The 18,130-nt window shown below is 66.8% G+C and carries 19 protein-coding genes; 9 read left to right on the forward strand and 10 right to left on the reverse strand.

All coding sequences use genetic code 11. The features are described 5' to 3' along the window. Positions 1 to 53: 53 nt before the first annotated feature. Together U1703_RS00970 and U1703_RS00975 are read right to left on the reverse strand one after the other, a co-directional pair. Positions 54 to 497: an NfeD family protein gene (locus tag U1703_RS00970; RefSeq protein ID WP_332784215.1), complete on the reverse strand. Its 444-nt coding sequence runs from the start codon at positions 495 to 497 to the stop codon at positions 54 to 56. Between the two features lie 2 nt (positions 498 to 499). Next, positions 500 to 1,474, reverse strand: a complete 975-nt coding sequence (locus tag U1703_RS00975) for an SPFH domain-containing protein (protein ID WP_332784216.1) — start codon at positions 1,472 to 1,474, stop codon at positions 500 to 502. Positions 1,475 to 1,600: 126 nt separating this feature from the next. Here U1703_RS00975 and guaB point away from each other — a divergent pair, with 126 nt between their 5' ends. Genes guaB through U1703_RS00990 form a run of 3 tightly spaced genes read left to right on the forward strand, consistent with a single transcriptional unit; the run spans position 1,601 to position 4,800 of the window. After that, on the forward strand, positions 1,601 to 3,058 hold the full coding sequence (gene guaB, locus U1703_RS00980; RefSeq protein ID WP_320451044.1) for an IMP dehydrogenase: 1,458 nt from the start codon (positions 1,601 to 1,603) through the stop codon (positions 3,056 to 3,058). An 18-nt stretch (positions 3,059 to 3,076) separates the two neighbouring features. Continuing rightward, positions 3,077 to 4,264 carry an RsmB/NOP family class I SAM-dependent RNA methyltransferase gene (locus U1703_RS00985; protein ID WP_332784217.1) on the forward strand — a complete coding sequence of 396 codons (1,188 nt, stop codon included), beginning with the start codon at positions 3,077 to 3,079 and terminating at the stop codon, positions 4,262 to 4,264. 32 nt (positions 4,265 to 4,296) lie between these two features. Beyond that, positions 4,297 to 4,800, forward strand: a complete 504-nt coding sequence (locus U1703_RS00990) for a tetratricopeptide repeat protein (RefSeq protein WP_320451042.1) — start codon at positions 4,297 to 4,299, stop codon at positions 4,798 to 4,800. A gap of 99 nt (positions 4,801 to 4,899) precedes the next feature. Here U1703_RS00990 and rsmA read toward each other — a convergent pair whose 3' ends face one another. The 4 genes from rsmA to U1703_RS01010 form a co-directional block, all read right to left on the reverse strand. Next, entirely contained in the window at positions 4,900 to 5,724 is an 825-nt protein-coding gene (gene rsmA / locus U1703_RS00995) for a 16S rRNA (adenine(1518)-N(6)/adenine(1519)-N(6))-dimethyltransferase RsmA (protein ID WP_332784218.1), read from the reverse strand. Positions 5,725 to 5,726: 2 nt separating this feature from the next. Then, positions 5,727 to 6,722, reverse strand: coding sequence for a 4-hydroxythreonine-4-phosphate dehydrogenase PdxA (pdxA, locus tag U1703_RS01000; protein WP_320451040.1), 996 nt, complete (start codon positions 6,720 to 6,722; stop codon positions 5,727 to 5,729). A gap of 13 nt (positions 6,723 to 6,735) precedes the next feature. After that, on the reverse strand, positions 6,736 to 8,046 hold the full coding sequence (locus U1703_RS01005) for a peptidylprolyl isomerase (protein ID WP_320451273.1): 1,311 nt from the start codon (positions 8,044 to 8,046) through the stop codon (positions 6,736 to 6,738). A gap of 130 nt (positions 8,047 to 8,176) precedes the next feature. Further along, positions 8,177 to 10,405: an LPS-assembly protein LptD gene (locus tag U1703_RS01010; protein WP_332784219.1), complete on the reverse strand. Its 2,229-nt coding sequence runs from the start codon at positions 10,403 to 10,405 to the stop codon at positions 8,177 to 8,179. A 180-nt stretch (positions 10,406 to 10,585) separates the two neighbouring features. Between U1703_RS01010 and U1703_RS01015 the strand changes: the two genes are divergently transcribed. The 4 genes from U1703_RS01015 (at position 10,586) to U1703_RS01030 (ending at position 13,572) form a co-directional block, all read left to right on the forward strand. Further along, on the forward strand, positions 10,586 to 12,052 hold the full coding sequence (locus U1703_RS01015; RefSeq protein ID WP_332784220.1) for a leucyl aminopeptidase: 1,467 nt from the start codon (positions 10,586 to 10,588) through the stop codon (positions 12,050 to 12,052). Positions 12,053 to 12,072: 20 nt separating this feature from the next. Further along, complete coding sequence (locus tag U1703_RS01020) at positions 12,073 to 12,513, forward strand: DNA polymerase III subunit chi (protein WP_332784221.1); 441 nt, start codon at positions 12,073 to 12,075, stop codon at positions 12,511 to 12,513. Positions 12,514 to 12,631: 118 nt separating this feature from the next. Beyond that, positions 12,632 to 13,054 carry a nucleoside-diphosphate kinase gene (ndk, locus tag U1703_RS01025; protein WP_320451272.1) on the forward strand — a complete coding sequence of 141 codons (423 nt, stop codon included), beginning with the start codon at positions 12,632 to 12,634 and terminating at the stop codon, positions 13,052 to 13,054. Then, entirely contained in the window at positions 13,054 to 13,572 is a 519-nt protein-coding gene (locus tag U1703_RS01030) for a GNAT family N-acetyltransferase (RefSeq protein ID WP_332784222.1), read from the forward strand. The genes ndk and U1703_RS01030 overlap by 1 nt, the downstream gene beginning before the upstream one ends. A gap of 51 nt (positions 13,573 to 13,623) precedes the next feature. Here U1703_RS01030 and U1703_RS01035 read toward each other — a convergent pair whose 3' ends face one another. Genes U1703_RS01035 through purM form a run of 4 tightly spaced genes read right to left on the reverse strand, consistent with a single transcriptional unit; the run spans position 13,624 to position 16,205 of the window. Then, entirely contained in the window at positions 13,624 to 14,223 is a 600-nt protein-coding gene (locus U1703_RS01035) for a hypothetical protein (RefSeq protein WP_332784223.1), read from the reverse strand. Continuing rightward, the gene (locus U1703_RS01040; RefSeq protein ID WP_332784224.1) at positions 14,220 to 14,507 is read right to left on the reverse strand and encodes an MmcQ/YjbR family DNA-binding protein; all 288 of its coding nucleotides are present in this window, start codon (positions 14,505 to 14,507) and stop codon (positions 14,220 to 14,222) included. Before U1703_RS01040 ends, U1703_RS01035 begins: the two co-directional genes overlap by 4 nt. Next, the gene (gene purN / locus U1703_RS01045; protein ID WP_332784225.1) at positions 14,504 to 15,082 is read right to left on the reverse strand and encodes a phosphoribosylglycinamide formyltransferase; all 579 of its coding nucleotides are present in this window, start codon (positions 15,080 to 15,082) and stop codon (positions 14,504 to 14,506) included. The genes U1703_RS01040 and purN overlap by 4 nt, the downstream gene beginning before the upstream one ends. Then, a complete protein-coding gene (gene purM / locus U1703_RS01050; RefSeq protein WP_332784226.1) occupies positions 15,072 to 16,205 on the reverse strand; it encodes a phosphoribosylformylglycinamidine cyclo-ligase in 1,134 nt (377 codons plus the stop codon). Before purM ends, purN begins: the two co-directional genes overlap by 11 nt. A gap of 59 nt (positions 16,206 to 16,264) precedes the next feature. Between purM and U1703_RS01055 the strand changes: the two genes are divergently transcribed. Beyond that, positions 16,265 to 17,521 (forward strand): heavy-metal-associated domain-containing protein, encoded by a 1,257-nt coding sequence (locus U1703_RS01055; protein ID WP_332784227.1) that lies wholly within the window; start codon positions 16,265 to 16,267, stop codon positions 17,519 to 17,521. Further along, the gene (locus U1703_RS01060; protein WP_320451030.1) at positions 17,518 to 18,126 is read left to right on the forward strand and encodes a P-loop NTPase family protein; all 609 of its coding nucleotides are present in this window, start codon (positions 17,518 to 17,520) and stop codon (positions 18,124 to 18,126) included. The genes U1703_RS01055 and U1703_RS01060 overlap by 4 nt, the downstream gene beginning before the upstream one ends. Positions 18,127 to 18,130: the final 4 nt, after the last annotated feature.

Genomic DNA, 18,130 nt, shown 5'->3' on the forward strand with positions numbered 1-18,130 from the left:
TTCCTGGGTCGGGGAGGGCGCTCATGGCGGTCGTTCTCCCCTGGCCTTCGGTCTCAATCCTCAATCGGCTCCACCAGCAAAACCCCGTTGTCGACATGCGCCACCCGCAGCCGGGTCCCGCTTTCCGCGTCCAGCCCACGTACCGGCCATTCCCCGTCCGCCAATCGCGCCCGGCCTTCACCGCCGATGATCGGCGTCGTCACGGTGACGATCTGCCCGCGCAGCCGCAGGACTGGCTGGTTGAGCACCGGACCATCGCCGTCCACCGCGAAATCGCGATACCAGCGTCGTCCGACCAAGACGCACACGACACTCCAGATCGCGAAATCAACCAGTTGCAGTACCACCGGCATATCCGGCAACGCCCAGACGGTGAGGGCCGTCACTCCCGCAGCGATGGCCAGGAAGATCAGGAACACCCCCGGCACCAGCAACTCCGCAATGCCCAGCACCAATCCCGCCGCCAGCCATAGCGCGGCGGGATCGATCTCGGGCATGGTCACGAGACGGGCTTGTCGAACGGCCCGGGCTTGGTCGTGACGCGCGGAGTGGTCGCGTCGGGCTTGTGCGGGGCGAGGGCTTCCTTGGCCAGTTCACCAATGCCGCCCAGCGTGCCGATCAGTTGCGTCGCCTCGACCGGGAACAGGATCGTCTTGGCATTGGGGCTGGTGGCGAACTTGCCCACTGCTTCGACATATTTCTGGGCGATGAAATAGTTGATCGCCTGGGTGCCGCCCGACTCGATGGCTTCGGACACGACGCGGGTCGCCTTGGCCTCCGCCTCGGCAGCGCGCTCGCGCGCTTCCGAGTCGCGATAGGCCGACTCGCGGCGGCCCTCCGCCTCCAGGATGCGGGCCTGTTTCTGTCCCTCGGCGCGCAGGATTTCGGAAGCGCGCGATCCCTCGGCCTCCAGGATGTTCGCGCGCTTCTCACGCTCGGCCTTCATCTGCCGGGCCATGGCGTTGACGATATCGACCGGCGGGCGGATGTCCTTGATTTCGACGCGGGTGATCTTCACGCCCCAGGGCGTCGTGGCATGATCGACGACGTTCAGCAGCCGGGCGTTAATTTCGTCGCGCTTGGACAAGGTTTCGTCCAGATCCATCGCCCCCATCACGGTGCGCAGGTTCGTCGTCACCAGGTTCAGCAGCGCGACATACAGGTCGGATACCTCATAGGCCGCCTTGGGGGCGTCGAGCACCTGGAAGAAGACGACCCCGTCGGTGGAGATCATCGCATTGTCCTTGGTGATGATCTCCTGACCCGGGATATCGATCACCTGCTCCATCATGTTCACCCGGCGGCCGACGCGATAGAAAAAGGCGGGATAGAAGTTGAAGCCGGGGGCGGCCGTGGCGGTGTAGCGGCCGAAATGCTCGATCGTGTACTGATAGCCCTGGCGGACGATCTTGATCGACATCATCAGGTACATCAGCACCAGCAGCACCGCGAGCGCGGCGACGATCAGGCCCATGGACGGCTCCTCCACTATCTGTCTGCGACGGGTTCTAGCATGGTGATGCAGCAAGGGCCTAGCGGGAACGGCTTGCTTTGGTTACATGGCCCGCCACTTGTTCCCTCCGCAGGATTTGGCAGCCCCATGGATATCCGCCTCGGCCTCACCTTCGACGACGTGCTCCTCGTGCCCCAGGAGTCCGACGTTCTGCCGAGCACCGCAGACACGCGTACGCAACTGACCCGCTCGATCGCGCTGAACATTCCCGTCCTGTCGGCGGCGATGGACACCGTGACCGAGGCCGACATGGCGATCGTCATGGCGCAGCTGGGCGGCATGGGCGTGCTCCATCGCAACCTGACCGTCGAGCAGCAGGTCGCCGCCGTGCGGCAGGTCAAGCGGTTCGAGAGCGGCATGGTCGTCAACCCGATCACCATCTCGCCGACCGCGACCCTCGCCGAGGCGCAGGCGCTGATGGCGCGTCACCGGATCAGCGGCATTCCCGTCGTCGAGTTCGACGGCCGCCTGGTCGGCATCCTGACCAACCGCGATGTGCGCTTCGCCGAAAACCCGCAGCAGCCGGTTTCCGAACTGATGACGCACGAAAATCTCGCGACGGTGAAGGTCGGCGTCGGCCAGGACGAGGCGCGTCGCCTGCTCCATGGCCGTCGCATCGAAAAGCTGCTGGTCGTCGACGAGAGCTATCGCTGCGTCGGGCTGATCACGGTCAAGGACATCGAAAAGGCCGTCACCTATCCCTCGGCCACCAAGGATGGCTCGGGCCGCCTGCGTGTCGCCGCTGCCTCGACGGTCGGTGAAAAGGGGTTCGAGCGGACCCGTGCGCTGATCGAAGCCGAAGTCGACTGTGTCATCATCGACACCGCGCATGGCCACAACCGCGACGTCGCGCGTGCCGTGGAAGCGGCCAAGAAGCTGTCCGACACGGTGCAGGTGATCGCCGGCAACGTCGCCACGGCTGCTGCTACCCGTGCGCTGATCGATGCGGGCGCGGATGCGGTGAAGGTCGGCATCGGGCCGGGTTCGATCTGCACCACGCGCGTCGTCGCGGGGGTCGGCGTGCCGCAGCTCACCGCGGTGATGGACTGCGCCGAGGAAGGCTGGAAGTCCGGCGTGCCGGTGATCGCCGATGGCGGCCTGCGCACCTCGGGCGATCTTGCCAAGGCGCTGGCGGCAGGCGCTGGCGCGTGCATGGTCGGCTCGCTGCTGGCGGGCACCGAGGAAGCACCGGGCGAAACCTTCCTGTATCAGGGTCGTGCTTACAAATCGTATCGCGGCATGGGCTCGGTCGGCGCGATGGGCCGGGGCTCGGCGGACCGTTATTTCCAGGGTGATATCAAGGACCAGATGAAGCTGGTGCCCGAGGGTATCGAGGGCCAGGTCGCCTATAAGGGCCCGGCGCGCGACGTCATCCACCAGCTGGTCGGCGGTGTGAAGGCGGCGATGGGCTATACCGGCTCGGCGACGCTGGAAGCGCTGCGCGAGCGCGCCCAGTTCGTCCAGATCACCGGCGCGGGGCTGAAGGAAAGCCACGTTCATGACGTGACGATCACGCGGGAAGCACCCAATTACCCTACCCGTTAAGCTCACGGAGCGCATCGCATGACCCCAGGCGCCCGTACCCAGGCGGCGATCGAGTTGCTGGACGAGATCGTCGCGGCGGCCGCCAGTGGCGGCGCGGCGGCGGACACGTTGATCGCGCGCTACTTCGCCACGCGTCGCTATGCCGGGTCCAAGGATCGGCGAGCGGTCCGTGAACTCGTCTATGCCGCCATTCGCCAGGCGGGGCCCGCCCCCGTCTCCGGACGGGCCGCGATGGTCGCGCTGGCCGATCGCGATCCGGCGGTGGCGGAGACGTTTGACGGGGCGGGGCATGGCCCGGCGGCGATCTCCGCCGACGAACCGCGCGCGGAGGGCGGCATTGCCCCGGACTGGCTGGTCGAGGCGCTGACCGCATCGGGGCTCGACGCGCGTCAGCAGGCGGCACTGGTCGACCGTGCACCGCTCGACGTCCGGATCAACAGTCTGGCCAGCACGCGTGAGGCGGTGCTGGAGCAGTGGCCCGAGGCGCAACCGACCGCCAACGCGCCGCTCGGCCTGCGCCTGGCCAGTGGCACGGCGGTCGAACAATCCGACCTGTACCGCGCCGGCCTGATCGAAGTGCAGGACGAGGGCAGTCAGTTGGTCGGTGCCGCACTCGCGGCCAAGCCGGGCGAGTGGCTGGTCGACCTGTGCGCCGGGGCCGGGGGCAAGACGCTCCAGATCGCGGCGGCAATGGCCAATCAGGGCACTCTGCTCGCCTGCGATATCGACCGCGCGCGTCTGCAACGGCTGCCGCCACGCGCCGAACGGGCCGGAGCGACGATCATCGAAAGCCGGTTGCTCAATCCGGGCCACGAGGTCGAGATGCTGGCCGACTGGGCGGGCAAGGCGGACGGCGTCCTGATCGATGCGCCCTGCTCGGGCACCGGGACCTGGCGACGCAATCCCGAGGCGCGCTGGCGCCTCACCCCGGAGCGGCTGACGCGGCTTCAGGCGATGCAAAATCACGTTTTGGAGATGGGGGCAGGGCTGGTGAAGCCGGGCGGTCGCCTGGTCTATATTGTGTGTTCACTGCTTGATGCCGAAGGGACCGATCAGGTCGGGGCGTTCCTGACCCGGCATTCCGGCTGGACGACGGAACCGGTACGACCCGCAATCGGCACGGCGCACGGCCTGGGCCACCGGCTGGACCCGGCGACCCATGGCACCGACGGCTTTTTTGTCGCCTGCCTTCGGGCGCCATGCTAGCGTCCGCCTCAGTGCCACGTCCGGAGTTCCTCATGCGTTTGTCGTCCCTGGCTGCTGCTGCCGCGTTGGCGGTGGTTTCGCTTTCCACGTCACTCAGCGGCCAGCGTCCGGACAACCAGATCGACGCCCGCTCGCTCCAGCTCTTGGAGCAGGGCCGCAACCTGAAGGCGGCGGGCAATCTGGAGGGCGCGACCGACATTCTGGAAACGGCGGTGACGGTCGACCCGCGCAATCGTGCGGCGTTCGTCCTGCTGGCCGAGGTGGCCGATGCGCGCGGCCTGCCGGGCAAGGCGATCCGGCTCTATCGCGAAGCCCTGCTGCTCGATCCCAATGACACACGCGCCTTGCGTGGTCAGGGTGAAGCACTGGTCCAGCGCGGTGCGGTCGCACGGGCGAAGGACAATCTCGCCAAGATCAAGACGCTGTGCAAGGCCGACTGCGCCGACGCGACGGCGCTTTCGGCGCAGATCGCCAAGGGCCCGCCCGCCAACGTGACGACCGCGCAGGTCGACAGCAAGACCCCGCCGACGCCGTAAAGGCCTGACGGAGGGGAATTCCACACGCGACGGTCTGTTGCGGTCAGTCCCCTCCACCATGCTGGGCATGATCATCCTACCCGCGAACGGGAGGGGTGATCAGCCCAAGGCGCGGGCCAGTGCGACGAATTCGTCCACCGACAACGTCTCGGCGCGACGCGCGGGATCGATGCCGATTGACTCCAGCGCCTCGACCGCGCCCGCAACCGGCTTCAGGCTTTGGCGCAGCATCTTGCGGCGCTGGCCGAAGGCAGCGGCCGTCAGGCGTTCCAGCGTGCGGAAGCTGACGCCCTCGGGCGCAGGCTTCGGTGTGATATGGACGACCGCCGACATGACCTTGGGCGGGGGCGTAAAGGCCGAGCGGTGCACCGGCATCGCGATCCGCGAGTCGCTGCGCCATTGGGTCAGGACGGCCAGCCGACCATAAGCCGACTGGTCGGCCGCCGCGACGATGCGCTCCGCGACCTCCTTCTGGAACATCAGCGTGCAGGATTGCCACCAGGGCAGCCACGCCCCCGAGAGCCAGCCCACCAGCAATGGCGTGCCCACATTATAGGGCAGATTGGAGACGATATGCGGCTTGCTCTCGAACAGCTCGGGCGCATTGATGCGCAGGGCATCGCCCTCGATGACCTTCAGGCGATCGGGAAATGCCTCGGCCAGTTCGGCAAGTGCGGGAATGCAGCGTCGATCACGCTCGATCGCGGTGACCTTCGCGCCCGCCATCAGGAGCGCGCGGGTCAGGCCGCCGGGACCCGGACCGATCTCCAGCACGTCCTGGTCGGTCAGGTCACCGGGAATGGCGGCGATCCGTGCCAGAAGCTGTCCATCGAACAGGAAATTCTGGCCGAGCGACTTGGCGGCGGACAGACCGTGGCGGGCGATAACCTCGCGCAGCGGGGGCAGGGGTGTGACGGGGTTCATGCTCAGGCAGCAGCTGCGGCACGTCGACGCGCCGCTTCTCCGGCCATCGCGATGGCCGCGATCATCGCGCCGGGATGCGCGCGATCCTGACCGGCGATACCGAAGGCGGTGCCGTGATCGGGCGACGTCCGGACGATCGGCAGGCCCAGCGTGATGTTGACCCCCTCGTCGAAATGCAGCGTCTTGATCGGCACCAGCGCCTGGTCGTGATAGCAGCAGAGCGCGGCGTCATAGGCGGCACGTGCGCGCGGATGGAACAGCGTGTCGGCCGCGAACGGGCCGGTCGCATCGATACCTTCGGCGCGAAGCTGCGCGATGGCGGGTTCGATCAGTTCGATTTCTTCCCGCCCGATCGCGCCACTTTCGCCCGCATGGGGGTTCAGCCCCGCGAAAGCGAGGCGCGGTGCCGTGATGCCGAAATTCTTGCACAGTCCACGCGCCGTTGCCCGCCCCTTGGCGACGATCAACTCGATCGACAGCAGGTCGGACACCGCCGCCAGCGGGACATGGGTGGTGATCGGCACGACACGCAGAGTCGGTCCCGCCAGCATCATGACGGCATTGGCCCCCGCCACGCCGCAGCGTTCGGCGACGAATTCGGTCTGGCCCGGATGAATGAAGCCGATGTCGTAGAGCTGCGCCTTGCTGACCGGGCCCGTGACCAATGCACCGGCCGCGTCCGAGCGAACGAGGCCGACCGCGAGTTCGAGCGCGTGGAGCGCGCAGCGTGCCCCCTCGACATCGGGCCGGCCGGGGCGGATTTCGCCACCGTCATCGACCGACAGGATCGGCAGCGCCTCGTCGAAGGCTGCGACGGCGCTGGCCATGTCCGACACCCGGATGACCGGGCCCGTCCACACGCGCTCGATCGCCCGGGCGTCCCCGACCGCCACGAAAGGGGGCAGCCCCGCTTCGTGGCGCGCGGCCCAGGCCTTGGCGATGATCTCGGGCCCGATCCCGGCCGGATCGCCCATCGAGATCGCCAGCGGCCGGATCATCGCTTCGCTCCCATCAACGATATTCGATCACCGCATCGCGGCGAAGGTCACGCATTTTCTGGTTCGCGCGCAGGTTGACGCGCTGCTGCTCGACCTGGTTCTGAATCTGGTCGTTGGTCGGCAGATTGCCCGAGCGCGGCTCCTCGCGGTCGCACAGGACCAGTGAGCGCACGCCCTGTTCGGGAGAGCCGAAAGGCGGCGTCGCCTGGCCGATCTGGAGCTTCAGCAGGATTTCTTGGAGCGGTGCCGGCAGCTGGCGGATCGTCACCTGATCATTGTCGACCACTTCGGCCTTCAATGCGGTTGCCACGCGCTGCACGTCGCCGCAGCCCCGGATCGCCTGGGTCTGCTTGGCAAATTCGGCGGCACGCGCGCTGGCCTGGGCCTGGGTGGTGCCGGCCGGGAACTTGACGGTCAGCTGCTTGAGCGACAGGCGGGAATCGCGCGGATCGGCGGTCAGGACCTGGCGCTTGTCGGTCAGATACAGGATCGAGAAGCCGCCCGGAATCTGGATCGGCCCGGCCACCTGGCCGACCTGCATCTGCTGAACCGCCGCCTGCAATTCGGGCGGCAACTGGGCCGAGCGGACCCAGCCCAGGTCGCCGTTTACCGCGCGGGTCGAGGCTTCGGAGAAGCTGCGCGCGAAATATTCGAACGGCTGCTGGCCCTTCTGGATTTCGGCGATGATCTGACGCGCATTGGCAAAGACCTGCTGCTGCGTCGCCTCGTTGGCCGACAGGAAGATTTCCTTGAGGTTGTATTCCTCGGTGCCCTTGGCCGCCTCCAGGCGGGCACGGATGGCCGACACCTCTTCGTCGCCGACATTGACGTAAGGCTCGACCCGCTTGCGCAGATAGCGGCTCCAGGCCAGTTCGCCCTCGATCTGGCGGCGCATCGACTTGTCCGACGACCCGACCTGACGCAGGAAGGTGTTCATCTCGGCAGGCGACTTGCCGAACTGCTTGGAGAAGCGGGCATAGGCCTGGTTGATCTCGTCGGGGGTGACGGCGATCTCGGCGGTCTTGGCCTCCTGGATCTGCAACGTCTCGTCGATCAGCTGGCGCAGGATCTGCATGCGCAGCCGGTCGCGATCCTCGGGCGACAGGTTCGTCGCGTTGTTCAGCGCCATGGCCAATGCCATGCGCTGGTCGATATCGGTCTGGGTCAGCACCGTCTCGTTGACGATGGCGGTCGGCTTGCGGACATTGGGGTCCAGCTTGCCGAACAGCTGCATGTTGCTCGGGATGTTGAGGCCACCCGTGTCGGGGACGCTTTGATCCGGGACGGTCTGCGCCAGCGCGCCCGTCGCCACTGCGACCAGCATCAACGTTGCGCCAGCGCGGAAGCGGCGGCCCTTGGTACGAATGTCGTGCTTCACCGTGTCTGTGATCCTTATCGCGCCTGAACGGGACGCGTAATCTTCGCAATATGGGTCGACCATGCTGAATACCGGCTTAGCGACCGAGATTGGTGAACGCCAGCGTCAACAGGAAGCTGTTGCCCGCGCGAGCGTCGCCCGTCTGCACATAGTCGCGCCGCCAGGTGAAGCCCAGTCGCAGGCAGTCGTCCTCATATTGCACGCCAAGCCGATGGCGAATCGGATCGAAACCGTTGGACAGCGACAGTGCGTCCTCCGACCGGTCGGTCAGATCGATGACCGTCGATCCGAAGGCCGACCAGAAGCGGGCGAACTGTACCCGGCCCGCCAGACGGACCTCCTCGCGATCCTGCAGATCCTCGATCGAGGTGAAGATGTTCCGCTTCAGGCGGAGGTAACCGATCTGCGCATAGGTGGTGCGCGACCCGACCGTCGCGTCGATCTCGTTCCGGCGGACCGCGAAGCTGTCCTTGTCCAAGCGGAAACGGTGGGTCAGCGACACGAAGTCGCGGAACCGCACCTCCGTCCGGCCGACGATATCGGACCAGCGATCGGACAGGCCGGTGCCGGGATAGAGGATGGTCGTGCGGTCGTTCAGGCGAAAGCTCTGCCCGACCAGGGTGTCGAAGGTGAAGCCCGGCAGGGTCAGCGCCCATTGCGCGCCGTACGTGATGCGCGTCGAATCCTCAAACCGGTCGTAACCGGGGAAGCGGTTCAGTGCGAAGAGGTTGGAGTCTTCCAGATCGACCGAGCGGGCGTCCTCGTTGGGGATGTCGATATTCTTGATTTTGGGACTGGCGACGATCTGGACGCGCGGGGTGAAGCGCTGGCTGCCGCCCCATAGCTCGCCGACGAACGGCCATTTGACGTCGACCGCCAGTGCCCCGATCCCCCGCCCCTGGAACCCGGCAAGCCCCTGATAGACGAGCGGCGTGCTGACGATACTATTGGAATTATAGGCATCGGCACGGCCATAGGCGGTGAAGGTCACCTCCTGGCCCCAGTTCGTCAGGCGGCGCAGGTCCCAGCGCATGCTGGCAAAGGCGCGTTGCGTATCCTGTCCCGCCGTGCGGCTGATCGCGAGCGTATTGAGCTGCAACTCGAACTTGCCGCCCAGCCAGGGGTCGTTGAACCGACGGCGATAGTCGAGCTCAGGCAGCGCGATCGGCTGCTGGCCCTGGGGGTCGTTCACGCGTAGCGTCTCGACATACCAGCCGGTCAGCGCAAAATAGCTGTCCGCGTCGATATGCTCCAGGCTGGCCGTGGTGCGCAGCCGGTCGTCGCGCGAAATGTCGTAGCGGCGCAGGAAGGTGCGGTCGGTGGTGATCCGCATCGAGCCCGACAGGCTCCATTCCGGCGAGAACTGATAGCGGCCCACGGCATCCAGATAGCCGCGAAAGGCCTGGCTGGTATCGGTCGGGTTCAGCGTGTTCAGGTCGTCGCTGCGGCGGCTGACCGTGCCATAGCCGGTGACGCGAAACGCCCCCTTGGTGGTCAGCGCCTCATATTGCGCTTCCATCATCGGCAGGACTGCCGTGAAGATGTGCGGCGTGACGGTCAGGCCCTTGTTCGGGGCAAGCCGCCAGTAATAGGGCGCGGCGATCTCGACCCCGTTCACCCGGTCCAGGCGGATATCGGGGGTCAGGAAACCGCTGTCGCCGCCCGGGCCCACCGGCGCGGACAGGCGCGGCAGCGGAATGGTCGGCAGGCCGAACAGGTTCAGCTTGGCGCCGTTGAAGTACACGCGCTCGCGGTCCGGGCGATAGGTGACGCGGACGGCTGTGATCTTCCAGGACGGCTCCTTGGGGCAGCCCTCCGACGTCTCGACCGCGCAAGGGGTGTAGGCGGCGCGCTCCAGATTGACCGTGCCGTCCGGCTGGCGCGTACCGCGCACGGCGGCCAGGCGGCCGCCCTGTTCCAAGACGACGAGCATGTTGTCGACCACGCCGTCCTTCAGCGAATCGGTCAGCTCGATCTGATCGCCGTAGGCGATGTCGCCCTGGGGATTGGTGACGGCGATATTGCCGGTCGCCAGCACTTTGCCAGTCTTGCGGCTCCAGGTGACCTTGTCGGCGCGCAACCGTTCGCCCTGTCGCAGCATCCGCACCTCGCCGGTCGCGGTCACGACATCGGCGTTGATATCATATTCCAGCTGATCGGCGCTGAAGCGCACCTGATCGGGATTTTCCGGCGCGGGTCCCTCGCTGGGGGGCGGCGCGACGGGGCGATCCTGGAGATCCTGTGCGGTGGCAGGCATCGCCATCAGGAGGGCGAAGGGCAGGGCGCTGCCGGTCAGAAGCGTCATTCTTCGCACGATGATATCCGGTCCGTCCTTGCCGACACGATGAAAGCCTCCCCCCGCCAGGGCGACGCCGTGAAGCGCCCGCCTATCGCATCACCGGCGGCTTGCTGCAATCGCGCGCTTGCCACGACGGTCCAAGAGCCTAGATGATAGCAACTGTTACCAGTTCAGCAGAGGGTTTCCATGCAGATCGCCTTTACCTCCACCGTCGATGCCGGTGACGTGCTCGTCCTTCCCTTCACGAAGGATGCGGTCGATACCGGCCGGATCGAAGGAGAGGGTGCGGCCGCGCTCGCCAAGGCGGCGGTCGACGCCGCACGCTTCAAAGGAGAGGCGGGCTCGGTCGTCGAGCTGTTCGCCACGGTCGGTGGCGCGGCGCAGCGCGTGCTGTTGCTCGGCGTCGGCGAAGGCAAGGAAGCCGACTGGCGCAAGGCGGGGGGCGCACTGACCGCCAAGCTGCTGACCACGGCTTCGTCGGCATCAGTCGACCTGAGCGGCCTTTCGACCCAGCCCGCCGCCGAGGCGGTCGCCAGCTTTGCCGGTGCGGCGGTCCAGCGCGGCTGGCGGTATGACGTGTACCGCACCAAGCTGCCCGAGACGTCCAAGCCGACCCTGACCCGGATCGCCATCGTCAACGCCGGTGCGGACGCGGAAGCGGCCTTTGCGCGTGTCCATGCGGTCAATGGCGGGCTCGAGCTTACTCGCACGCTCGTCTCGGAGCCGCCGAACAAGCTGTACCCGGAAACCTTCGTCGAGCGCGTCCTCAACGACGTCGAGGGCCTCGGCCTGGAAGTGACCGTGCTGGACGAAGCGCAGATGCGCGACCTGGGCATGGGTGCGCTGCTGGGCGTCAGCCAGGGCTCGGTGCGCGAGGGTCGCCTTCTCGTCCTGAAGTGGAACGGTGGCGCGGCGGATGCCGAGACGGTGGCGCTGGTCGGCAAGGGCGTGACCTTCGACACCGGCGGCATCTCGATCAAGCCCGCTGCCGGCATGGAAGACATGAAGTGGGACATGGGCGGTGCCGGTGCGGTCGCAGGCGCGATGAAGGCGATCGCGGCACGCAAGGCCAAGGCCAATGTCGTCGGCGTCATGGGTCTGGTCGAGAACATGCCCGACGGCAATGCGCAGCGTCCCGGTGACGTCGTCACGTCGATGTCGGGCCAGACGATCGAGGTCATCAACACCGACGCGGAGGGCCGCCTGGTCCTGTGCGACGCGCTGACCTGGGTCCAGAAGACGCACTCGCCCTCGACCATCGTCGATCTCGCCACCCTGACCGGCGCGATGATCATCAGCATGGGGCATGAGCATGGTGGCCTGTTCGCCAATGATGATTCGCTTGCCGATGCGTTGCTGGCGGCGAGCAAGGCGACCGACGAGAAGCTCTGGCGGTTCCCGCTGTCGGATGCCTATGACAAGCTGATCGACAGCCAGATCGCCGACATGAAGAATGTCGGCCCGCGGGGTGCCGGTTCGATCACCGCGGCGCAGTTCCTGAAGCGCTACATCAACGAGGGCGTTGCCTGGGCGCATCTCGACATTGCGGGCATGGTCTGGTCGGACAAGCCGGGCGTCAACCATGACAAGGGCGCGACCGGATATGGCGTGCGTCTGCTCGACCAGTTCGTCGCGGACCGGTTCGAGGCGTAACGATAGGGAAGGGCGGCGCGATGCAGGTCGATTTCTATCATCTGACGCTCGCGCCGCTCGACCGGCTGCTGCCCGTCATCGCCGATCGGGTGGTGACGGGGGGCGGGCGCCTGCTGATCGTCAGCGGGGATGCCGAACAGCGCGCGGCGCTCGATCGTCAGTTGTGGACGATCCCGGCGGATGGCTTCCTGCCCCATGCCCAGGCGGGGGAAGGCGACGACACGGTCCAGCCGGTGCTGATCGCGGGCGAGGTCCAGCCGACCAATGGTGCGCGTCATGTTGCGCTTGCCGACGGCCTATGGCGCGACGAAGCGCTAAGCTTCGACCGGGCGTTTCATTTCTTCGACGGCGACCGCATCGGGGAAGCCCGGACGGCTTGGCGTGCCTTGGCGGACCGTGAGGGTATCGAGCGCCGTTACTGGAAGCAGAACGATCAGGGCCGCTGGGAACAGGCAGCCTAATCGCCCCCGCGCCGGGGATGATCGTGCGATCACCATAAGACGTTGCATTGCCCTGCCGCCCCGACTAGGGCGACGCCACTTCCAGCCAACACCTTTATTCAGGAGCTGCGTGACCATCATGGCCGCGAACCGTACCTTTTCGATCATCAAGCCCGACGCGACCCGCCGCAACCTGACCGGTGCCGTCACCAAGATGCTGGAGGAAGCCGGCCTGCGCGTCGTCGCCTCGAAGCGTATCCAGATGACCCGCGAACAGGCCGAGGGCTTCTACGCGGTCCACAAGGAGCGTCCCTTCTTCAACGATCTGGTCGAGTTCATGATCTCGGGTCCGGTCGTCGTGCAGGTGCTCGAGGGCGAGAACGCCATGCAGCGCAACCGTGACATCATGGGCGCGACCAACCCGGCGAACGCCGAACCGGGCACGATCCGCAAGGAACTGGCCGAGTCGATCGAAGCCAACAGCGTCCACGGTTCGGACTCGGACGAGAACGCCGAGATCGAGATCGCGTACTTCTTCAAGCCGGAAGAAATCGTCGGCTGATGGAATGGCGGCTGCGACAGGCGGGACCGGGTGATGCGCCCGCGCTGTCGCTCGTCGCAGCCGCCACCTTCCTCGAGACGTTTGCCGGGATCATCTCGGGTCCCGACATGGTGCATCATTGCACCACGAATAGCTCGCCCGCCAAGTTCGATGGCTGGATCGCGGATATGTCCTGCGTCGCCACCCTGGCCGAGCATCCCGATGGCGCTGCACCCATCGGCTATACCCTGCTGGTCCCACCGGACCTCCCCGTACAGGCCGATGCGCACGATATCGAATTGCGCCGGATCTATGCCCTGTCGCTGACGCGTGGCACGGGCCTTGGTCGCCAGCTGATGGCACGGGCCATCGACGACGCACGCGCGATGGGCAAACGCCGGATGCTGCTCGGCGTGCTGGGCATCAACATCCACGCCCGCGCCTTTTACGAACGCCAGGGCTTCACGCTGGCGGGAACGCGACGGTTCCGGGTCGGCGGTGCAATCTACAACGACGTGATCTACGCCCGAACGCTTTAGGCGCTCCCGGCGGAGGTTGGGGGCAGGGTTGTGATGGTCCGGTGCGCCGGACTAGCCCCGCTTGCGCGTCCAGGCGGCGTCGAGCTTGGCTTTGGTTCCGACGCGGTCCGTCAGTCGCAGCCCTTCCAGCCGCAATGTCCGGCCACGCAGCAGACGGCCGTGGGTGCTCCAGATCACGTCGTACAACCCGGTTACCGTCCGCGCCGTATCGCCGTCCCAATAGCGGGTGGTGATCAACACCGGCAGGCGCCCTTCCTTGGTATCCGCCTGGCCGTCGGTCAGCGCCAGCATCGGACCGGAAATGGGCTCCGCCTCGATCACCGGATCGCCGACCGGCGTCTGGCGAGCGATCCCAGACTTGGTGGGAAAGTCGATCGTGACATCCTGCAGGTCATGGTTCGGGTCGCGCAGCGCCAGCCGACGACCGTCGCTCTCGACCGTGGCGGTCAGGTCCAGACGGGCCCGCTCGTTGCGTTGCGCACTGGCGGCGGATGCCCGGTCGGCGGCATCACTGCGCCGCTGCGACCAGTTCAGATACAGGGTCAGGGCGGCGACGAGCAGCCCGGCCACCGCCACGAATTCGGCCAGCGTTAGCAGGCGCCGCCGCGATTTGGCCCGATCGGCCGCATCGTCGCCAGCCGGTCCGCTCATCGGCCGCCCGCCTCCAGCAACTCGGTCGGCGCGGTCAATTCCCAACTGCGCGCGATACGATCCTCGACAAGGGTCCAGTCGCTCTCGGCCGTCAGCGTGAAATCACGCCAGTGCGGCTCGGTGCCCTCATCCGCGATACACAGATGCACGCTCGATGCGCCTTCGGTCACGCGGACAAAGGGTTCGCCTTCGACCAGGAAGCGGGTTTCGCCGTCATGCTGATCCTCGGCTACGCCCGGCAGCAGCATGGCGATGTCGCGTATGCGGGTCAGGAAATCGGTCATCGGCGCACGAACTCCGTGAGTATTTGCGGGTAAAGTCGGTGCTCTTCAACGAGCACGCGGGCCGCAAGTGCCGCCGCATCGTCGCCGGACAGGATCGGAACTTCGGCCTGGCCCAGGACCTCGCCGTCATCCAGTTCCTCGGTAACGACATGGACCGAACAGCCAGCCGTCGCATCGCCCGCCGCAATGGCCCGCTCATGGGTGTCGAGGCCCTTGTAGAGCGGCAGCAGCGAGGGGTGGATGTTCAGGATACGCCCCTGCCACCGCGCGACGAAATCACCCGACAAGAGACGCATATAGCCCGCCAGCGCCACGACCTCGACGCCCGCGTCACGCAGCGCCTGGTCGATCGCGGCCTCATAGGCGGGTTTGCCAATGCCCTTGGGCGACAGGGCGAAGGTTGCGATGCCCTGCTCCCGCGCCCAGGCCAGCCCGGCCGCTTCCGGCTTGTCGGAGGCGACCAGCGCGACGCGATAGGCCGCGTCCGCCTGTTTCGAGGCGGCGACCAGCGACTGCATGTTCGACCCCCGGCCGGAGATGAGGATCCCGACCTTGACCGGCTGGTCAGCCGACATGTGTCGCGGTCCAGTCCGCCTTCGCGCTCCAGGTGCCCGCCGAGCCCCTGACGGTGCAGCCGCGCTCGCCTGCCTGGACCGTGCCCACGGTCACGACCGTCTCGCCTGCCGCGCGCAATGTATCGGCCAGCGCTTCGGCCTGGTCGGCCGCGACGATCACCGCCATGCCGATACCGCAGTTGAAGGTGCGTGCCATTTCCTCGGGCTCGATGCCACCCTGCGCCTGGAGGAAGGCCATCAGGCGCGGCTGCTCCCAGCCATCCGCATCGACCACCGCATGAGCGCCCTTGGGCAGCACACGCGGGATGTTTTCCAAAAGGCCGCCGCCGGTGATATGGGCCAGGCCCTTGATCGCCCCCGCCTTGATCGAGGGGAGCAGCGAGCGGACGTAGATCCGAGTCGGGGCCATCAACGCCTCGACCAGCAACTGATCCTGATCGAACAATGCCGGACGATCCAGCTTCCAGCCCTTGTCCGCCGCCAGGCGGCGAACGAGCGAGAAGCCGTTGGAATGGACGCCCGAGGAAGCGAGGCCGAGGATCACGTCGCCCTCGCCGATCGCGGCGCCGGTCAGCACCTGATCGCGCTCGACCGCGCCGACGCAGAAGCCCGCCAGGTCGTAATCGCCCGGCGCGTACATGCCCGGCATCTCTGCGGTTTCGCCGCCGATCAAGGCACAACCCGCGATACGGCAACCTTCGGCGATCGAGGCGATCACGCGCTCGGGGACATCGCCCTCCAGCTTTGCGGTCGCATAATAATCCAGGAAGAACAGCGGCTCGGCGCCCTGCACGATCAGGTCGTTGGCGCACATGGCCACCAGGTCGATGCCGACACCGTCATGGCGGTCATGCTCGATCGCGAGCTTCAGCTTGGTGCCGACGCCGTCATTGGCGGCGACGAGCAGCGGGTCGGTGAAACCGGCGGCCTTCAGGTCGAAGAAGCCACCAAAGCCGCCCAGGTCGGCATCGGCTCCGGGTCGCCGCGTCGCCTTTGCGAGCGGGCCGATCGCGCGGACCAGCGCGTTGCCCGCGGCGATCGAAACGCCAGCATCGGCATAGGTGTAGGATGCGCCCGTTTCGGCGGACGACGGGGTGGAAGACGGCGTGCTGTTGTCGGTCATGTTTGCCGGTTAGCGACATCGCGCTTGGATTTCCACGTCTGGTTCGCCAAAAGGCCGCGATGCGTTTGCGTTCCCCCTCCATGATGTTCGGCCTGGCCACCCTAATCGGCCTGGGAGCCGGAGGCGGCACGGTGCTCGCCCAGATCGAGGGACAGCCGCGAGGGCTCGCACCGATCGACAATGGCGGCTCCTACGAAGTGACGGGCGTCGCGGTCGATGTTTCCGGCAAGACGGCGGAGGCCGCCCGGCTGGGCGGGTGGCGAATCGCGCAGCGCAAGGCGTGGGCGATGCTGGCCCAGCGGTTGGGTCGCAGCGGCACCGGCGCATCCGATGGCCTGCTCGACTCGCTCGTCAGTGGTATCGTGATCGAAAACGAACAGATCGGCCCGACCCGCTATGTCGCCAAGCTCGGCGTCCTGTTCGACCGGGTGCGCGCGGCATCGGTGCTGGGGGTGTCGGCCTATGCCGATCGATCGCCGCCGATGCTCGTCATGCCGCTCCAGATATCGGGCGGCGCATCGCAGATGTTCGAGGCACGGACCCCCTGGCAGCAGGCCTGGGCCCGGTTCCGGGCAGGCAACAGCAGCATCGACTATATCCGCCCCTCGGGCACCGGCACCGATCCGCTGCTGTTGAACGCAGGCCAGATCAACCGCCGCTCACGCGGCTGGTGGCGGACCATACTGGACCAATATGGCGCATCCGATGTCCTGATCCCCGTCGCCCGCCTCTATCGCCAGTGGCCCGGCGGCCCGGTGATCGGCGTGTTCGAGGCGCGGCATGGGCCCGACAACGATCTGCTCGGCACGATCACCTTGCGGGTCGGCAGCACCGATGGGCTGAACCAGCTGCTCGATACCGGCGTTGCCCGTCTGGACGGCCTGTACCAGCGTGCGCTGGCGAGCGGTTCGCTCCATCCCGACGCCTCGCTCAACCCGCCGCCAAAGCCTGCGGCAGTGATCGACGATACCAGTCCGGGCGAGGAACCGATCGCCGGTTTGGATGCGGCCATTGCCAATTCGGGGGCGGGGATCGCCGTCAGCCTGCAATATGACGCGCCGAGCGCCAGCGCGGTCGCCAATGCCGAGAGCCTGATCCGTTCGATCCCCGGCGTGGTCCGCGCGGGTACGACCAGCCTGGCGCTGGGTGGTGTGTCGATCATGGCGGTGACCTTCGACGGTGACCCCGACCAACTTCGCCGCGCGCTCGAGCAGCGCGGTTTCCAGGTGTCCGGTTCGGGCACGACCTTGCGCATCCGGCGCGCACCCCAGGTGCAGACGCCCGCGCTTCCAGCGGATAGTGTGATTACCGGATGAACCAGATGGCGCTGCCGCTGCAATGGCCGGCCGACCCCCGTTCCGATGCATTCCTGATGACCGAGTCGAACCGGTTGGCGGCACGGATGCTCGAACAATGGGAAGCATGGCCGACCATGGCCGCGATCCTGACCGGGCCGCGCAAATCGGGCCGCTCGCTGTTGGCGCGCATCTTCGCCGCCCGCACCGGCGGCACGATCATCGACGATGCCGAGCGGGTGGCCGAGGTACAGATCTTCCATGCGTGGAACCGCGCCCAGGCCGATCGCCTGCCATTGTTGATCGTCGCCGACGCCGCTCCGCCGCGCTGGCAGGTCAAGCTGCCCGACCTCCGCTCGCGACTCGCGAACAGCAGCCTGGCCGAGATCGGTGCGCCTGACGATGAGCTGGTCGCCGGACTGTTCGAACATCTGTTCGAGCGGCGCGGCGTCGATGCGCGACCCGACCTTATCGAATGGCTGACGCTTCGTACCGAGCGTAGTCACCTTTCTGTCATCCGCGCAGTGGATATGCTCGACCAGGGGGCGATGGAACGGCGCGCGCGCTTGTCCATTCCCCTTGCACGATCCATTCTGACCGCGGCAGGCCTGATCGCCGAACCGTAAGCCC

This window comes from Sphingomonas flavida, assembly GCF_036663655.1.
Taxonomy (GTDB): domain Bacteria; phylum Pseudomonadota; class Alphaproteobacteria; order Sphingomonadales; family Sphingomonadaceae; genus Sphingomonas.

What these genes read in the sequence shown, in the direction of transcription:
- U1703_RS00970 (WP_332784215.1), bottom strand. Translation starts at nt 497, where the DNA reads ATGCCCGAGATCGATCCCGCCGCGCTATGGCTGGCGGCGGGATTGGTG.
- U1703_RS00975 (WP_332784216.1), bottom strand. Translation starts at nt 1,474, where the DNA reads ATGGGCCTGATCGTCGCCGCGCTCGCGGTGCTGCTGGTGCTGATGTAC.
- guaB (WP_320451044.1), top strand. Translation starts at nt 1,601, where the DNA reads ATGGATATCCGCCTCGGCCTCACCTTCGACGACGTGCTCCTCGTGCCC.
- U1703_RS00985 (WP_332784217.1), top strand. Translation starts at nt 3,077, where the DNA reads ATGACCCCAGGCGCCCGTACCCAGGCGGCGATCGAGTTGCTGGACGAG.
- U1703_RS00990 (WP_320451042.1), top strand. Translation starts at nt 4,297, where the DNA reads ATGCGTTTGTCGTCCCTGGCTGCTGCTGCCGCGTTGGCGGTGGTTTCG.
- rsmA (WP_332784218.1), bottom strand. Translation starts at nt 5,724, where the DNA reads ATGAACCCCGTCACACCCCTGCCCCCGCTGCGCGAGGTTATCGCCCGC.
- pdxA (WP_320451040.1), bottom strand. Translation starts at nt 6,722, where the DNA reads ATGATCCGGCCGCTGGCGATCTCGATGGGCGATCCGGCCGGGATCGGG.
- U1703_RS01005 (WP_320451273.1), bottom strand. Translation starts at nt 8,046, where the DNA reads ATGCTGGTCGCAGTGGCGACGGGCGCGCTGGCGCAGACCGTCCCGGAT.
- U1703_RS01010 (WP_332784219.1), bottom strand. Translation starts at nt 10,405, where the DNA reads ATGACGCTTCTGACCGGCAGCGCCCTGCCCTTCGCCCTCCTGATGGCG.
- U1703_RS01015 (WP_332784220.1), top strand. Translation starts at nt 10,586, where the DNA reads ATGCAGATCGCCTTTACCTCCACCGTCGATGCCGGTGACGTGCTCGTC.
- U1703_RS01020 (WP_332784221.1), top strand. Translation starts at nt 12,073, where the DNA reads ATGCAGGTCGATTTCTATCATCTGACGCTCGCGCCGCTCGACCGGCTG.
- ndk (WP_320451272.1), top strand. Translation starts at nt 12,632, where the DNA reads ATGGCCGCGAACCGTACCTTTTCGATCATCAAGCCCGACGCGACCCGC.
- U1703_RS01030 (WP_332784222.1), top strand. Translation starts at nt 13,054, where the DNA reads ATGGAATGGCGGCTGCGACAGGCGGGACCGGGTGATGCGCCCGCGCTG.
- U1703_RS01035 (WP_332784223.1), bottom strand. Translation starts at nt 14,223, where the DNA reads ATGAGCGGACCGGCTGGCGACGATGCGGCCGATCGGGCCAAATCGCGG.
- U1703_RS01040 (WP_332784224.1), bottom strand. Translation starts at nt 14,507, where the DNA reads ATGACCGATTTCCTGACCCGCATACGCGACATCGCCATGCTGCTGCCG.
- purN (WP_332784225.1), bottom strand. Translation starts at nt 15,082, where the DNA reads ATGTCGGCTGACCAGCCGGTCAAGGTCGGGATCCTCATCTCCGGCCGG.
- purM (WP_332784226.1), bottom strand. Translation starts at nt 16,205, where the DNA reads ATGACCGACAACAGCACGCCGTCTTCCACCCCGTCGTCCGCCGAAACG.
- U1703_RS01055 (WP_332784227.1), top strand. Translation starts at nt 16,265, where the DNA reads ATGCGTTTGCGTTCCCCCTCCATGATGTTCGGCCTGGCCACCCTAATC.
- U1703_RS01060 (WP_320451030.1), top strand. Translation starts at nt 17,518, where the DNA reads ATGAACCAGATGGCGCTGCCGCTGCAATGGCCGGCCGACCCCCGTTCC.